This is a genomic window from Pseudomonas sp. 09C 129 (assembly GCF_002843625.1).
Taxonomy (GTDB): Bacteria; Pseudomonadota; Gammaproteobacteria; order Pseudomonadales; family Pseudomonadaceae; genus Aquipseudomonas; species Aquipseudomonas chlororaphis.
Window position 1 is genome coordinate 6,226,158 of the sequence record NZ_CP025261.1, and the last position, 13,594, is coordinate 6,239,751.

General features: G+C 63.7%; 16 protein-coding genes and 2 pseudogenes. 7 read left to right on the forward strand and 11 right to left on the reverse strand.

Annotated features, from left to right (window positions below):
* Positions 1-38 precede the first annotated feature (38 nt).
* Genes CXQ81_RS27745 through CXQ81_RS27760 form a run of 4 tightly spaced genes read right to left on the reverse strand, consistent with a single transcriptional unit; the run spans position 39 to position 2,027 of the window.
* A complete protein-coding gene (locus CXQ81_RS27745) occupies positions 39-518 on the reverse strand; it encodes a GNAT family N-acetyltransferase (protein WP_101339109.1) in 480 nt (159 codons plus the stop codon).
* A gap of 49 nt (positions 519-567) precedes the next feature.
* Positions 568-1,209: a LysE family translocator gene (locus tag CXQ81_RS27750; RefSeq protein WP_101339110.1), complete on the reverse strand. Its 642-nt coding sequence runs from the start codon at positions 1,207-1,209 to the stop codon at positions 568-570.
* A 40-nt stretch (positions 1,210-1,249) separates the two neighbouring features.
* Positions 1,250-1,462: a helix-turn-helix transcriptional regulator gene (locus CXQ81_RS27755; protein WP_009050838.1), complete on the reverse strand. Its 213-nt coding sequence runs from the start codon at positions 1,460-1,462 to the stop codon at positions 1,250-1,252.
* A 7-nt stretch (positions 1,463-1,469) separates the two neighbouring features.
* Complete coding sequence (locus tag CXQ81_RS27760) at positions 1,470-2,027, reverse strand: DUF2975 domain-containing protein (RefSeq protein ID WP_053262637.1); 558 nt, start codon at positions 2,025-2,027, stop codon at positions 1,470-1,472.
* Positions 2,028-2,180: 153 nt separating this feature from the next.
* On the opposite strand from CXQ81_RS27760, the gene CXQ81_RS27765 reads away from it, so the two are divergent.
* The 3 genes from CXQ81_RS27765 (at position 2,181) to CXQ81_RS27775 (ending at position 3,877) form a co-directional block, all read left to right on the forward strand.
* Positions 2,181-2,522: a DUF190 domain-containing protein gene (locus CXQ81_RS27765; RefSeq protein ID WP_007926241.1), complete on the forward strand. Its 342-nt coding sequence runs from the start codon at positions 2,181-2,183 to the stop codon at positions 2,520-2,522.
* Between the two features lie 67 nt (positions 2,523-2,589).
* Entirely contained in the window at positions 2,590-3,399 is an 810-nt protein-coding gene (locus tag CXQ81_RS27770; protein ID WP_101339111.1) for an AraC family transcriptional regulator, read from the forward strand.
* An 88-nt stretch (positions 3,400-3,487) separates the two neighbouring features.
* On the forward strand, positions 3,488-3,877 hold the full coding sequence (locus CXQ81_RS27775; protein ID WP_007926239.1) for a cupin domain-containing protein: 390 nt from the start codon (positions 3,488-3,490) through the stop codon (positions 3,875-3,877).
* A 192-nt stretch (positions 3,878-4,069) separates the two neighbouring features.
* On the opposite strand, the gene CXQ81_RS27780 is transcribed toward CXQ81_RS27775, so the two are convergent.
* A complete protein-coding gene (locus tag CXQ81_RS27780; RefSeq protein WP_101339112.1) occupies positions 4,070-5,479 on the reverse strand; it encodes an MFS transporter in 1,410 nt (469 codons plus the stop codon).
* A gap of 114 nt (positions 5,480-5,593) precedes the next feature.
* Here CXQ81_RS27780 and CXQ81_RS27785 point away from each other — a divergent pair, with 114 nt between their 5' ends.
* On the forward strand, positions 5,594-6,478 hold the full coding sequence (locus tag CXQ81_RS27785; protein WP_101339113.1) for a LysR family transcriptional regulator: 885 nt from the start codon (positions 5,594-5,596) through the stop codon (positions 6,476-6,478).
* A gap of 175 nt (positions 6,479-6,653) precedes the next feature.
* Here CXQ81_RS27785 and CXQ81_RS27790 read toward each other — a convergent pair whose 3' ends face one another.
* Positions 6,654-7,253, reverse strand: a complete 600-nt coding sequence (locus CXQ81_RS27790) for a flavin reductase family protein (protein WP_101339114.1) — start codon at positions 7,251-7,253, stop codon at positions 6,654-6,656.
* Positions 7,254-7,435: 182 nt separating this feature from the next.
* Between CXQ81_RS27790 and CXQ81_RS27795 the strand changes: the two genes are divergently transcribed.
* Entirely contained in the window at positions 7,436-8,209 is a 774-nt protein-coding gene (locus tag CXQ81_RS27795) for an SDR family oxidoreductase (RefSeq protein ID WP_101339488.1), read from the forward strand.
* A gap of 178 nt (positions 8,210-8,387) precedes the next feature.
* The gene (locus CXQ81_RS27800) at positions 8,388-9,305 is read left to right on the forward strand and encodes a LysR family transcriptional regulator (RefSeq protein ID WP_101339115.1); all 918 of its coding nucleotides are present in this window, start codon (positions 8,388-8,390) and stop codon (positions 9,303-9,305) included.
* A gap of 38 nt (positions 9,306-9,343) precedes the next feature.
* Here the strand turns inward: CXQ81_RS27800 and CXQ81_RS31850 are convergent, their stop codons facing one another.
* The 4 genes and pseudogenes from CXQ81_RS31850 to CXQ81_RS31865 all read right to left on the reverse strand — a co-directional run.
* The gene (locus CXQ81_RS31850; protein ID WP_371860915.1) at positions 9,344-9,904 is read right to left on the reverse strand and encodes a methyl-accepting chemotaxis protein; all 561 of its coding nucleotides are present in this window, start codon (positions 9,902-9,904) and stop codon (positions 9,344-9,346) included.
* A pseudogene (locus tag CXQ81_RS31855) lies at positions 9,887-10,660 on the reverse strand (PAS domain-containing protein); the annotation flags it as partial. The gene CXQ81_RS31850 and the pseudogene CXQ81_RS31855, both read right to left, overlap by 18 nt.
* Positions 10,661-10,896: 236 nt before the next feature.
* Complete coding sequence (locus tag CXQ81_RS31860) at positions 10,897-11,328, reverse strand: methyl-accepting chemotaxis protein (RefSeq protein ID WP_232539795.1); 432 nt, start codon at positions 11,326-11,328, stop codon at positions 10,897-10,899.
* Positions 11,329-11,436: 108 nt separating this feature from the next.
* Positions 11,437-12,504, reverse strand: a pseudogene (locus tag CXQ81_RS31865) (PAS domain-containing protein); the annotation flags it as partial.
* Between CXQ81_RS31865 and CXQ81_RS27815 the strand changes: the two are divergent.
* Positions 12,428-12,937: a RidA family protein gene (locus tag CXQ81_RS27815; protein ID WP_007928830.1), complete on the forward strand. Its 510-nt coding sequence runs from the start codon at positions 12,428-12,430 to the stop codon at positions 12,935-12,937. The pseudogene CXQ81_RS31865 and the gene CXQ81_RS27815 sit on opposite strands and share 77 nt — an antisense overlap.
* 4 nt (positions 12,938-12,941) lie before the next feature.
* On the opposite strand, the gene CXQ81_RS27820 is transcribed toward CXQ81_RS27815, so the two are convergent.
* Complete coding sequence (locus tag CXQ81_RS27820; protein WP_007928829.1) at positions 12,942-13,274, reverse strand: DUF2790 domain-containing protein; 333 nt, start codon at positions 13,272-13,274, stop codon at positions 12,942-12,944.
* Positions 13,275-13,594 lie beyond the last annotated feature (320 nt).

Here is a 13,594-nt window from a genome sequence, read left to right on the forward strand (position 1 = left end):
CCCGTTAAAAAAGTGGTTCAGCGCTTGTATCGGACCGCTCAAGCCGGCTGATGTCGCAGGTGAATCAGCGCCACCCGCTGATTTTGTTTGTTCCGGCGTTCTTCGATGGCGAACGGCACGAAACCGAGCTTGGGATACAGCAGCAGGCCCGCCACGTTGTCATTGAAGCAGGACAGGGTCACCTGCGCGGCCTGGTGCTTGTCCCGGGCGATGCGCAGCATCTCGCCGATCAGCTGCCCGGCGACACCGGCGCCGCGGGCCTCGGGATCGACGATGAGATTGCCGATGGTGCAGGTGCCGTGGGTGCCCCATTGGTAGAAGTTGGCGAAACCCAGCACCTGGCCGTCTCGCTCGATCACTGTCGAATCGGAACGCTGGGCAATGGAGTCGCGCAGTTGCTCATGGGTCAGCGGCCAGCTGGCCGCCGGGAAAAAGAAAAACAACTCGCCGGGATCCCGGGCAAAACCGCAGATCCGTGGAATATCCCGATCCTGCACGGGGCGAAAAGTGAAGCTCATGTCCTGTCTCCTGACCCTGAAAATCCATGGCGTGCGCCCGGCCCCGGTTTCAGCGATTGGCCACCAGATGGGCGCCGAACAGCAGGTAGCAACTGCCGGCAAAGCGGTCCAGCCATTTGCGTGAACGACTATAGACGGCAGCCATGCGGCGGCTGGCGAAGAACAGCGCAACGCAGCAGTACCAGGTGAATGACAGCGAAGCCATGGTGAGCACGGCCAGGGCCAGCAGCAACGGCGGCGGTGACGCCGGCATCGAGGTGGCGAAAATGGTAGCGACGAACAGCGCCGACTTGGGGTTGGTCATGTTGCCGAGAAAGCCCAGGCGATAGGCCGAGAACAGGCTACGGCCCGACTCGTCAGGCAAACCGTTGCCCACCCCGGTCGGCGCCGGTTTACGCTTGAACTGCTTGAGGCCGAGGTAGATCAGGTAGCAGCCGCCGGCAATCTTGAAGGCCAGGTACAGGGCCGGGGCCGCGCTGAACAGCGACTTGATCCCCAGGCCGCCGGCCAAGCCCCAGAGCACCGTGCCAGTGGCGACGCCCAGCGCCGCGGTCATGCCATGCCGACGCGAGCAGCTGGCGGCCAATTGCGCCGTGGTAAAGAAATTCGGCCCCGGCGTGACCACGGCCACGGTCCAGAGCAGCGCCAGCGACAGCAGCGGACCGGCATACAGCCAATGTTCAAGCGCCATGACACAACCGCCTTTTGTCACATGAGGGGGGACGCTGACGCTACTCCACCTCGGGCTCATGGATCAACAGGTCGCCCGGCTGACACTCCAGGTATTGGCAGATCGCATCCAGGGTCGCGAGCCGCAGGCCCTTGACCTTGCCCTGCTTGAGCAGGGACAGGTTGGCCTCGGTGATGCCGATCGCCGCGGCGAGGTCCTTGGATTTGACCTTGCGCCGGGCCAGCATCACGTCCAGCTGAATAACAATTGACATACTGATCTCACACGAAGGCGCGGTTTTCCGAATCCACTTCACTGGCCTGCCAGAGGATACGCGCGATGATGGAAATACACGCCGCCAAAAACAGCGCGACAAAGGTCGGTGCAGTGATGCTGAGACTGATCAGGCGTTCGCCCACTGGCGCGTTCAGGGTGACCCAGACACTGAGCAACGGCTCGCAGAGAAAATCCAGCAACACCCACAGCCCCACGCCCCGGCCGACCTTGCCCAGGTGCACCGCCGCGGCACAGGAAAAATACTCGCCACGGGCATAGCTCTGGAACAGCCGGCGCAGATGGCTCAAGCCATAGGCCAGCGCCAGCAGGGGGATGCTCGACAGCAAAATACCGCCCAGGGTTTGCCACCAGGGAAAAGCGGCACCGGCAGCCAGATGGCTCGACAGGCCATTGCTCAGGCCAAACCCGAACCCATAGCCATTTTCCGCGCTCAACTGCGGAAACAGCCACAGCGCCGCGTTGAGCAGCAGCATGGCAATGATCAGTAACAGGGTGACAGCCGACATGCGCTGGCTGAACCGGGCAAGACCTTGGGACGTCATGGGAAGGCTCCAGAGGAAGGAATGTGGGAGAAACCATAAATAATTAATTATCGTAAAACAATAATTAATTTTTGTTTTTCGATCATTAAATTCATAAGCCCAGCGATACCCCGGGGCTATGCTGAAAGTAATGGAGGCCATTGGAGAACGCTCATGAACGGTTTCCTGGTGATTTTCTTCACCCAGCAGAATCGCCGCTATCACGGCAAAATGCTGGGGGACTGGCTCGTCGACCTGGCCAATGAACTGGGCCTGCGCGGCGCGACCATGAGCACCGCCATCGAAGGCTTCGGCCACACCGGCCGGCTGCACTCCGCACACTTTTTCGAACTGGCCGACCAGCCCATCGAGGTCCGCCTGGCACTCACCGAAGAGGAGTCGGCCCGGCTGTTCGAACGCCTGGAGGACGAGGACATTGCGCTGTTCTACATCAAGACGCCGATCGAGTTCGGCACCCTCGGCAAAGAGGCCAAGGAAGCCGACGCGGGCAGATGACGCGCTGAAGACAGGTGCGCCCTCCTGGGTTACCGTACTGGCCTGACGTTGTGTCGAGGACAGTTTCATGGGCAAGCCCGCCCCCCGCAAAGACTGGGTCCACCGCGCGCCTCCCGCCCGGGGGCTGGAGCGTATCGAGGCGTTTTTCGCCGGGCATGGCTACGACCTGCACCGTCACGACACCTACGCCATCGGTCGCACGCTGTCTGGCGTGCAGAGCTTCCAGTACCGCGGCGGCTGGCGCCATAACCTGCCGGGCGGGACCATGGTGCTGCATCCGGATGAAGTCCACGACGGCGAAGCCGGCACCCAGGACGGTTTCCATTACCGCATGCTGTATATCGAGCCGGCGCTGATCCAGCAGATCCTCGGCGGCCAGCCGCTGCCCTTCATCAAGAACGGCCTGTCCACCGACCTACGCTTGTTCGCCGCCACCGACACCTTGCTGCGCAGCATGGACGGCCCGCTGGATCCGCTGGAACAGGAAGACGCGCTGTTCGATCTGGCCCATGCGCTGAATGCCGTGTCCGGCGTTTCCCGGCCGGCGCAGCGCTTCGACTATCAGGCCGCGGAGCGGGCGCGGGAATACATGCACAGCGCCCTGGACCAGAGCATCACCCTCGACGAACTGGCCACCCACAGCGGTCGCGACCGCTGGAGCCTGTCGCGGGACTTTCGCCTGCTGTTCGGCACCAGCCCCTATCGCTACCTGACCATGCGCCGCCTGGACCTGGTCCGGGCGCTGTTGCTGCAAGGCCAGTCGCTGGTCAGCGCGGCGCTGCTGGCCGGCTTTACCGACCAGAGCCACATGACCCGGCAATTCAGCAAGACCTACGGCCTGCCGCCAGCGCGCTGGCTGAAAATGCACGGCCGCTGAACGCCGCCCGGCACGCACAATCGTACAAGAACCGCAGCACCGCGCTGATTACCGTAGAGGCCCGATCCCCTCTTTACGGAGCCGCAGCATGAACCCGGCCAGCACCACGCCCATCACTTACCAGAGCCTGAATTTCGCCTACAAACTCAGCCTGTTCGACGACCACTGGCAAGCCCGCGTCATCGCCGAAATGAACGACTACCAGTTCAAACTGGTGAAGCTGCAAGGGGACTTCATCTGGCACGACCACCCGCACACCGACGAGACCTTTATCGTCCTCGAAGGCCAACTGCGCATCGACTTCGCCGACGGCCAGGTGACCATCAACCAGGGTGAGATGTTTGTCGTGCCCAAGGGCATGAAGCACAAGCCGTACGCCGAACAGGAGGTCAAGTTGCTGCTGATCGAACCCAAGGGCGTGCGCAACACCGGTGAAGAAGGCGGCGAACGCACGGCCGCCAATGATGTGTGGATCTGAGCTCTCACGCTGACTCACCCTGTAGCCGCTGCCGAGCAACGCGAGGCTGCGATCGGCAGCGCAGCGGCCGTAAAGACGGGCAATGCATTCTTCAAGGCAAACCGTATGCGCAGGTTTGGCGAGGACTGCGTCCTCGTTCGCAGCCTCGCTTCGCTCGGCAGCGGCTACAGGTGCACTGTCATCTGCTGCCACTCAGCCGCGCTCGGCAGTTGCCGCCAGGCTCTCGGAGCCAGACGCCGGCACTCGCAAACGCAGGGCCAACAGCGCCCCCAGCAGGGCGAGCAAGGCGCTGGCGCCCACCGCCTGCTCGATGCCGGCCGCCTGTGAGCCGCCCAGCCCGGCGTTGGCCAGCGACACCAGCAGCGCCAGCCCCAGCGCGCCACCGATCTGTTGGCTCGTGGAGGCAATGCCCGCCGCCACGCCCTGCTCGCCCGGCGCGATGCCCTGCCCGGCCGAGACCCACATGGCGGTCCAGGTCATGCCCTGGCCGATGCTCAGCACCACGATGCCCGGCATCAGGCTCCAGAACCCTGCCCCATCGGGCAGCGCCACATACACCCTGCCAATGCCCAGTGCACCCAGGAGCAAGCCGCTGACCAGGGTCGCCCGCAGCCCGAAGCGCAGCAACGAACGTTCGGCCAGCCAGATGCCCACGGTGCACAGCAGCGTCGCCGGCAAAAACGCCACGCCGCTTTGCAGCACGCTGTAGCCATAGACCTGCTGGAAATACAGGGCGAGGAAGTAGTACTGCACGCCGAAGCTGCTCATGAACAAGGCCGTGAGAAACATCGCCAGGCGCAGCTCGCGATGGGCCAGCAGGCGCAGCGGCATCAGCGGGTCGTGGCCACGCTGTTCGATCCACACGAACACCCCGAGCAGCAACAGCGCCAGCGCCCCGCAGCCCAGGGTCGCCGGGGCGCTCCAGCCCCATTCCGGGCCCTGGACGATGGCGAACACCAACAGCGTGCCGCCCACCGTCACGGTCAAGGCGCCGCTGAGGTCGAAACGCCGGCCGCGCTCGCGCTGGCCATCGGCCGGAATCCAGCGCCGGGCCAGCAAGGCACAGGCCCCAGCCAGCGGAACGTTGACCAGAAACACCGCCTCCCAGCCCCACCATTGGGTCAGCACGCCACCGAGCAACGCGCCCAGGGCCAGGCCCGCCGCCGAGGCCGCGCTCCACACCGCGAACGCCCGGTTGCGCGCCGGCCCTTCGGGGTAATGGCTGTTGATCAGCGCCAGCGTCGCCGGGAACAGCATGGCCCCACCGACACCCTGCACCGCCCGCGCCAGCACCAGCAGCAGTGCGCTGCCGCCCAGGCCACCGGCCAGCGAAGCCAGGGCGTACAGGCTTTGCCCGACGATGTAGAAACGGCGCTTGCCCAGCAGGTCGGCCGCCCGACCGCCCAGCAGCAGGAAGCCGCCGAAGGCCACGCTGTAGGCACTGACCACCCATTGCAGCTGTTGCGCGGAAAACCCCAGGTGGCTGCCGATCTCCGGCAAGGCGACGAAGACGATGGTCGCGTCCAGGGCGATGATCAGCTGCGCGCTGGCCAGCAGGAGCAGCATCCAGCCTGACGGCCTGGCTGAAGAGGTGGCGGGCATCACGTCGAGTCCTTGTGTGGAAAATAAAGGGGGGATGAATCAAGGACCCTCAGTTTCTTTGATGCTGATTAGATGATAAATACCGTCATTGCTCTTTCAGTGATGACTTTAATCATGGATCTGAACGCCGTTCGTTTGCTGGTCCGGGTCGCCGAGACCCGCAGCTTTACCCGCGCCGCCGGCGATCTGCGGCTGACCCAGTCCGGCCTGTCGCGGGCCATTTCGCGCCTGGAGCAGCAACTGGGCGTGCGCCTGCTGCAACGCAACACCCGCAGCGTCAGCCTGACCCCGGACGGCCAACTGCTGGTGGAGCGCGCCGCGCCGCTGCTGGCCGAACTGGCGCAGACCGAAAGCCTGCTGCTGGACCGCCGCGACTCGCCCACCGGGCTGCTGAAAATCAGCACGCCGTCGCTGTTCGGACGCAAGGTGGTGATGCCGTTGATCGGCCGCCTGACCGAGCAATACCCGGACCTGAGCATCGAGGCGGTGATGACCGATCGGCTGGTGGACATCGTCGACGAAGGCTTCGACGCCATCCTGCGCACCGGCGAGATCCAGGACCAGCGCCTGATCGCCCGGCCCCTGGCGCCGCTGCGTTGGGTCACGGTGGCGTCCCCGGACTATCTGGCGCGCCATGGCACGCCGCAGACGGTGGAAGAGCTGCAACAGCACAACTGCCTGACCGTGCGCAATTTGCGCAGCGGGCGCCTGGTGGACTGGCAGTTCACGCGCGACGGCAAGGTGCGCGATGTCAGCGTGCCCAGCCGGCTGATCTTCGATATCGGCGACGCGCTGGTGGACGGTGTGCTGGGGGGCTTCGGCATCGCCCAGTTGATGAACTTCGCCGTCGAGGACGCCCTCGCCGACGGCCGCCTGGTGCCGATCCTGCAGACCTTCTCCGGACGCAGCCGGGCGCTGTCGCTGGTCTACCCGCCGTCGCGTCAGTACTCGCCGAAACTCAAGGTCTTCGCCGACGCCCTGAACACCGTCAGCTGGTAAGCCCGCCTGTAGCCGCTGTCGAGCGAAGCGAGGCTGCGTTCGAGGACGCAGTCCTCGCCAAACCTGCGCACGCGGTTTAGCTGGATGAATGCGGCGCCTGGTTTGGCGACCGCTGCGCGATCGATCGCAACCTCGCGGGCTCGGCAGCGGCTACGGGGGTAGCGGCGCAGGCGGTTCACAAGGCCAGGGTCTTGCCGTCCAGCGAGTCGCCAATCGTCAGGAAATGCCCGCCCGCCACATGGTGCAGGGTGCGCAAGGCATCGTGCCCGGTGAAATGCCAGCGGCCGGCGCTGAACACTCGCTCATCGGCCTGGGCGGCGATGACTTCGCCGAGGAACAGGTCGTAGCGTTCATGGTTGTGCGGTTCCGGCAGCAACCGGCATTCGAGCCAGGCCACGCAACCCTCGAGCAGCGGCGCGTCGATCAGCTCGCCGGCGAAGGTCGCCAGGCCATAGCGCTCGAACTTGTCGCGGCCCTGGTCGCGGTTCAGTTCCAGGCCGGAAGTGGAGCCCACGGTCTGCGCGATATCGACCTGGGCGGCGCACGGCACGTTGAGCACGAAGGTGCCGGAGGCTTCCAGCAGTTGCCGGGTCCAGGTGGATTTGTCGAGCACCACGGCGACTTTCGGCGGCTCGAAATCCAGCGGCATGGCCCAGGCCGCGGCCATGATGTTGCGCTGGCCGCCATGGGTGGCGCTGACCAGCACGGTCGGCCCGTGGTTGAGCAGACGGTAGGCCTTGGCCAGCGGAACCGGACGACGATGGGATGGGCTCATGGGTAAGGCTCCAGGAGAAAAACGTCGATTGTAGCGACATCCCGGTTCGGCACGGCAGTCGGGATTGGGCAATTTCCCTGGACAATCCATCCAGATTGACCGGGCTTATCCCTGACTCGCGGCTGCTTAGACTGGGCCTTCACCTCACAGGCTGAAGGAGCTTTTCCATGGCAGACCATTCTTTGAAAAACCACTCGTTGAAAGACAAGGTCGCGTTGATCGCCGGTGGCGCGAAGAACCTGGGCGGCCTGATCGCCCGGGACCTGGCCGCCCATGGCGCGAAGGCCATCGCCGTGCATTACAACAGCGCCGCCAGCAAGGCCGACGCCGACCGGACCGTGGCGGCGATCAAGAACCTGGGCGTCGATGCCCACGCCTGGCAGGCCGACCTGACCGCCGCCGCGGCCGTGGAGCAACTCTTCAGCGACGCCAAGGCGCATTTCGGCAAGATCGACATCGCCATCAACACCGTGGGCAAGGTCCTGAAAAAACCCATAGTCGAGATCAGCGAAGCCGAGTACGACGACATGTTCGCGGTCAACTCCAAGAGCGCGTTCTTCTTTATCAAGGAAGCCGGCAAGCACCTGGAGGACCACGGCAAGCTGGTGTCGCTGGTGACCTCGCTGCTCGGCGCCTACACGCCGTTCTATGCTGCCTACGGCGGGGCCAAGGCACCGGTGGAACACTTCACCCGCGCCGCCTCCAAGGAATTCGGCGCCCGCGGCATCTCGGTGACCGCCGTGGGCCCTGGGCCGATGGACACGCCATTCTTCTACCCGGCCGAAGGCGCGGACGCCGTGGCTTACCACAAGACCGCCGCGGCGCTGTCCGGCTTCAGCAAGACCGGCCTGACCGACATCAAGGACGTGGTGCCCTTCATCCGTCATCTGGTCACCGACGGCTGGTGGATCACCGGCCAGACCCTGCTGATCAACGGCGGCTACACCACCAAGTGAGGCCCGGCCTTCTGATCGACGGTTGTCATCGACCCGAGTAATCCGCCAAGGGGCGAGGTAGATTGGCGTTTGCGAAAGATCGCCATCAGGTGCGACATGATCCCGTAGGAGCGAGCTTGCTCGCACCTACAACAGTACCCAGCGCACCACCCACAAGCTCCGGAACAACGCCCCATTCATGGATAAGCTCGAGCAGTACCGTGTATTCATCCAGGTGGCTGACATGGGCAGTTTCATCAAGGCCGCGCACGCCCTTGAACTGCCCCGGGCTACCGTCTCGGCAGCGGTACAGCAACTGGAAACCGCCCTCGCCACGCGCCTGTTGCACCGCACCACGCGCCAGGTTCAGCTGACCGCCGACGGCGCGGTCCTGCTGGAGCGCGCGCGTCTGTTGCTGAGCGATGCGGTGGAACTCGAGCAGCTGTTTCACACCCGTCAACTGGACGTCTGTGGCCGGCTCAATGTCGACGTGCCCAGCCGCATTGCCCGGCGCTTCATCGCCCCCGCCCTGCCCGAGCTTTTCGCCCGCTACCCCAGCCTGAAGCTGGCGCTGGGCTCCACCGACCGTTCCATCGATCTGGTGCAGGAAGGCGTGGATTGCGCGATCCGCGTCGGTACCCTGCGCGACAGCAGCCTGATCGTCCGGCGCCTGGGCCACCTGGCCCTGATCAATTGCGCCAGCCCTGACTATCTGGCCCGGCACGGCCAGCCACAAACGCCGGGCGACCTGGCCGACGGTCACTGGATGGTCGGCTACGGCTCCCCCAGCACGGGCCGCGAACAGCCCTGGGAATACCTGGCCGAAGGTCACGAGCTGGAACTGAATTTGCCCAGCCGGGTGATCGTCAACAACGCCGAAAACTACATCGCCTGCTGCAGAGCCGGGCTGGGCCTGATCCAGATCCCGCGCTTCGACGTGCAGTACCTGCTCGACCGGGGCGAACTGGTGGAAGTCCTGCCCGGTTTTCGCCCCGCGTCCATGGCGATTTCCGCGCTCTATCCCAATCGCAACCATCGCTCGCGCCGGCTGAACGCCTTTATCGAATGGTTCGAAACCCTGATCGCGCCCCATCTCGAAAACGACCGGCAGGACTGACAGCGGCCCCACCCAGGCTGCTGGCTGCAGCCAGCCCATCAGCCGGACAACTGATGGGCGAACTGGCCGACGGCGCTTACCACCTTCTGCGCGCCGTCCTGGATCTCGACGATCACCGTGCCGGCTTCGGCGGCCAGGCCCAGGCCCTGCTCGGCCTGGGTCTTGCCGTCGACCATCAGCACCACCGCGTCGCGGGCCATGTCCTGGTTGCGCCGGACCACGCCGACGATCTCGTCGGTGGCCTTGCTGGTGCGCGAGGCCAGTTGCCGGACCTCGTCCGCCACCACCGCGAAGCCGCGCCCCTGGTCACCCGCGCGGGCCGCTTCGATGGCCGCGTTGAGCGCCAGCAGGTTGGTCTGTTCGGCAATGTCGCTGATGGTCTTGACGATGCTGCCGATCACCCGCGACTGCTCGTTCAGCGCCTCGATGCTGTCGCTGGCCTGCTGCATGTGGGTCGCCAGGTCGCGCATCACCTGCACCGCTTCGGTCACCACCGAAGAGCCGCGCTGGGCGCTGCTGTCGGTCTGCTGCGAGATGGTGTAGGCGATCTCCGCGGCGTCGGCGACGGTCTGCTCCTGCTTGACCTGCTCGGTGATCACCGTGGCGAATTTCACCACCTTGTAGAGTTTGCCGTTGGCATCGACCACCGGGTTGTACGAGGCATCGAGCCAGACCACGCGGCCGAGACTGTCGATGCGCTTGAAGCGGTCGGCGACGTACTCGCCGGCATTCAGCCGCTCCCAGAACACCTTGTAGGCCGGACTGTTGTACTCCTGCGGCTCGCAGAACAGGCTGTGGTTCTGGCCCAGGATCTGCTCGAGGCTGTAGCCCATGCAGCTCAGGAACCGCTCGTTGGCGGTCAGTACCCGGCCCTTGAGGTCGAACTCGATCACCGCGGTCGAACGCAGCAGGGCCGCGATCAGGTTGTCGTGCTCGCAGGCGGTTTCCACGGTTTCGGTCAGGTCATTGGCGATCAGGGAAAAGGACCTGAGTTGCCGCTCGGAGTTGAAGATCGGCTGCAGGATCACCCTCAGCCAGGCGTCATGACCGTCACCACGACGCAGACGCAGGGTGTCGTCGAAAGGCTCGCTGCAGGCCAGCGCCGTCATGAAACGCGAGTGCGCCTCTTCGGGCCGGGCATCGTCCGGCAGCAGATTGTCGATGGGCCAGCCCAGCAGCGCCTCGGGGGAATAATGCATGCCCTGGGTGAAATTGCGGTTCGCCACCAGGATCCGGCGCTGCGGATCGAGATCGACACTGAGCTGGGTGCGCTCGAAACCTTCCTTGACCTGCTCGAGCGCACGAAACTCCTCACCCAACGCGAGGAGCTTCTGATTCAAACGTTTATTGAACATGGATACACCGATAGCCTGTGATTGGAGACTGCAGCAGCCTCACCATCGGCGTTGGAAACGCGTTCTTGACGCGCTCAAGGCTCTTTAGGATTTATCTTCCATAGAGACAGGAAACTTCCTAACCACCCGCGCAGGGCGCGCTGGCGTTGGAGCAGATCGTGGCCGTCGACCTGGCGGCCACTCGGCACCCGACGTCATGGCCTGGAAAAGGCCTGACGCCGGGTCCGGGACAGGACTCAGTTGGACAATTGGCTGGCGAACTGGCCGACGGCGTTCACCACCTTCTGCGCACCGTCCTGGATCTCGACGATCACCGTGCCGGCTTCGGCGGCCAGGGCCAGGCCCTGCTCGGCCTGGGCCTTGCCATCGGTCATCAGCGCCACGGCCTCGCGCGCCATGTCCTGGTTCTGCCGTACCACGCCGACGATTTCGTCGGTGGCCTTGCTGGTGCGCGAGGCCAGTTGCCGGACTTCGTCGGCCACCACGGCAAAGCCGCGTCCCTGTTCACCGGCCCGCGCCGCTTCGATGGCCGCGTTGAGCGCCAACAGGTTGGTCTGTTCGGCAATGCCGCTGATGGTCTTGACGATGGTGCCGATCACCAGCGACTGCTCGTTCAGCGCCTCGATGCCTTCACCGGCCTGCTGCATGTGCTTGGCCAGGTCGCGCATCACGTTCACCGCCTCGGTCACCACGGTGGTGCCGCGCTGGGCGCTGTTGTCGGTTTGCAAGGAGGTGCTGTAGGCAATGTTCGCCGCCTCGGCGACTGCCTGCTCCTGGTTCACCTGGTCGGTGATCACGGTGGCGAACTTCACCACCTTGTACAGCCGGTTGTTGGCATCGACCACCGGGTTGTAGGAAGCCTCGAGCCAGACCACGCGACCGTAGCTGTCGATGCGCTTGAACCGCCCGGCGACGAACTCACCGGCGTTCAGGCGCTTCCAGAATGCCTGGTACTCCGCGCTGTTGTATTCCTCAGGCTCGCAGAAGGTACGGTGATGCTTGCCCTGGATTTGCGCCAGGCTGTAGCCCATGCCGTGGAGGAAACGCTCGTTGGCCGTCAGCACGTTGCCGTTGAGGTCGAACTCGATCACCGCCGTGGAGCGGACCAGCGCGCCGATCAGATTCTCGTGCTCGCGAGAGGCTTCGATGGTGCGGGTCAGGTCGCTGGAGTAGATCGAGAACTGTTTGATCCGCCCCTGGGAATCGCGAACCGGCTGGGAGATCGAGCGCAACCAGGCTTCCTGGCCGTTGCCGCGCAGCAGGCGTACCGCGCCGGCAAAATGCTCGCCACGGGTCAGCGTCGCCTTGAAACGGTGGTGGAACTCATCGGTCTTGACGTGGGCCGGCACAATGTCCTCGATGTGACGACCGACCAGTTCGCTGCCCCTGTAGAGCATTTCCAGGTTGAAGTTGTCGTTGACCGACAAAATGCGTCCATCGGGATCGAGAACCAGCACCAGCATTTCGCTGTCGAGACTGTCCTTTACTTGCTGGAGGCTCGAGAGTTCTTCGCGTAGAGCCAACAGCTCTTGCTTCAAGCTTTTGTTGAACATGGGATGCACCGATGGGCAGTAATAATGGGCAGCATTGTCTCTAGCCATCGGCGCTTGAGTATTTTTCTGAAGACCCCATAAGACATATCCGACCAAAAAACTTTGAAACGCCTCGGGCCCCGGCCCCGCGGGGCTACAACCCATGCTCCGGAGCCCGGAAGAGGGGCTATAGTCGTGCTCTGGAAAATCAACGGCAATCGACGGAGTGCAATCTATGGAGGCTTCACGCAAGGCCCTGTTCGACCAGGTGGCGACGCGTCTGGGACACGCTTTCGACGGTGAAATGCGCATCGGCGGCAACTATGTGCCCGCGGTGCAGAACGGCGACGAGGTGTACGTCAGCGGGCAGATCCCCCGCATCGACAACACCGTGAAGGTGGTCGGGCGGGTCGGTGGCGATGTTTCGCTGGAAGACGGCCGGTATGCCGCACGTATTTGCACCATGCGCGCCCTGGCGATCCTCGCCCAGTTGCTGGGCGATCTGCAGCGGGTGAAAAAAGTCCTGCGGCTCAACGTCTATGTGCAAAGCGCCGCCGACTTCACCCAGCAGAGCGAAGTCGCCGACGCGGCCTCCGAAGTGCTCTATTCGATCTTTGCCGAGGCCGGGGTGCACACCCGCACGTCCCTCGGGGTCTATCAGCTGCCGAAGAATGCCGCGGTGGAAATCGACATGATCGTAGCCCTCGAACCGCTTCCCGCGCCCCATGAGGACGTTGAGGATTAGGGCCCTAGCTGCCATTGGTGCGGCACTGGCCCATGACCTGATACTCAACGGTCTTGAGCTGTCCGGCCGAATCCTCATAGGTCATGCGTGACGGCACCGGGTTGCAGGCCTTGGCCGGCGGCGTCACGTTGACCACCTTCTGGATGTCCAGGGGCATGCCGTAGCGATAGTTTTCCACCACCGGCGCCTCCTTGCCCTGCTTCGCCGCGTAGGCCGCCATGGCCTTCTCATTTGCCTGCATGGCGCGGTCGAAGGTGCGGTCGCCGCCGCCCTCGGCCATGGCCAGAGACGAAATGGAAAGTACCAGCGCGGCGATACTCAATTTAAATAACTTCATGACTGTTTCCTCGTTCTGGTTAGTTGCAACGAGGATAACCAACAGACCCTGTCGGGAAGATCACGGGTACATTACTTATATGTAATAAACCCGAGACCGCTTCTTGCCCTTGAGAAAACCCCATATAAAACAAGGCCTCCAACTAAAAACAAATACAACTTACAACTTTTATCCTTGCAGAATTGTAATAACCGGGTCACCTCCGCGTTATCTGTTGTTTGCAACTATCGACGCTGACTCCAGCCGTTAACCAGACGGTTCGCGAGTACAACTAACAAGAACGCCCCAGGCGACATAACAGCTGATAGCTGCCCATATCC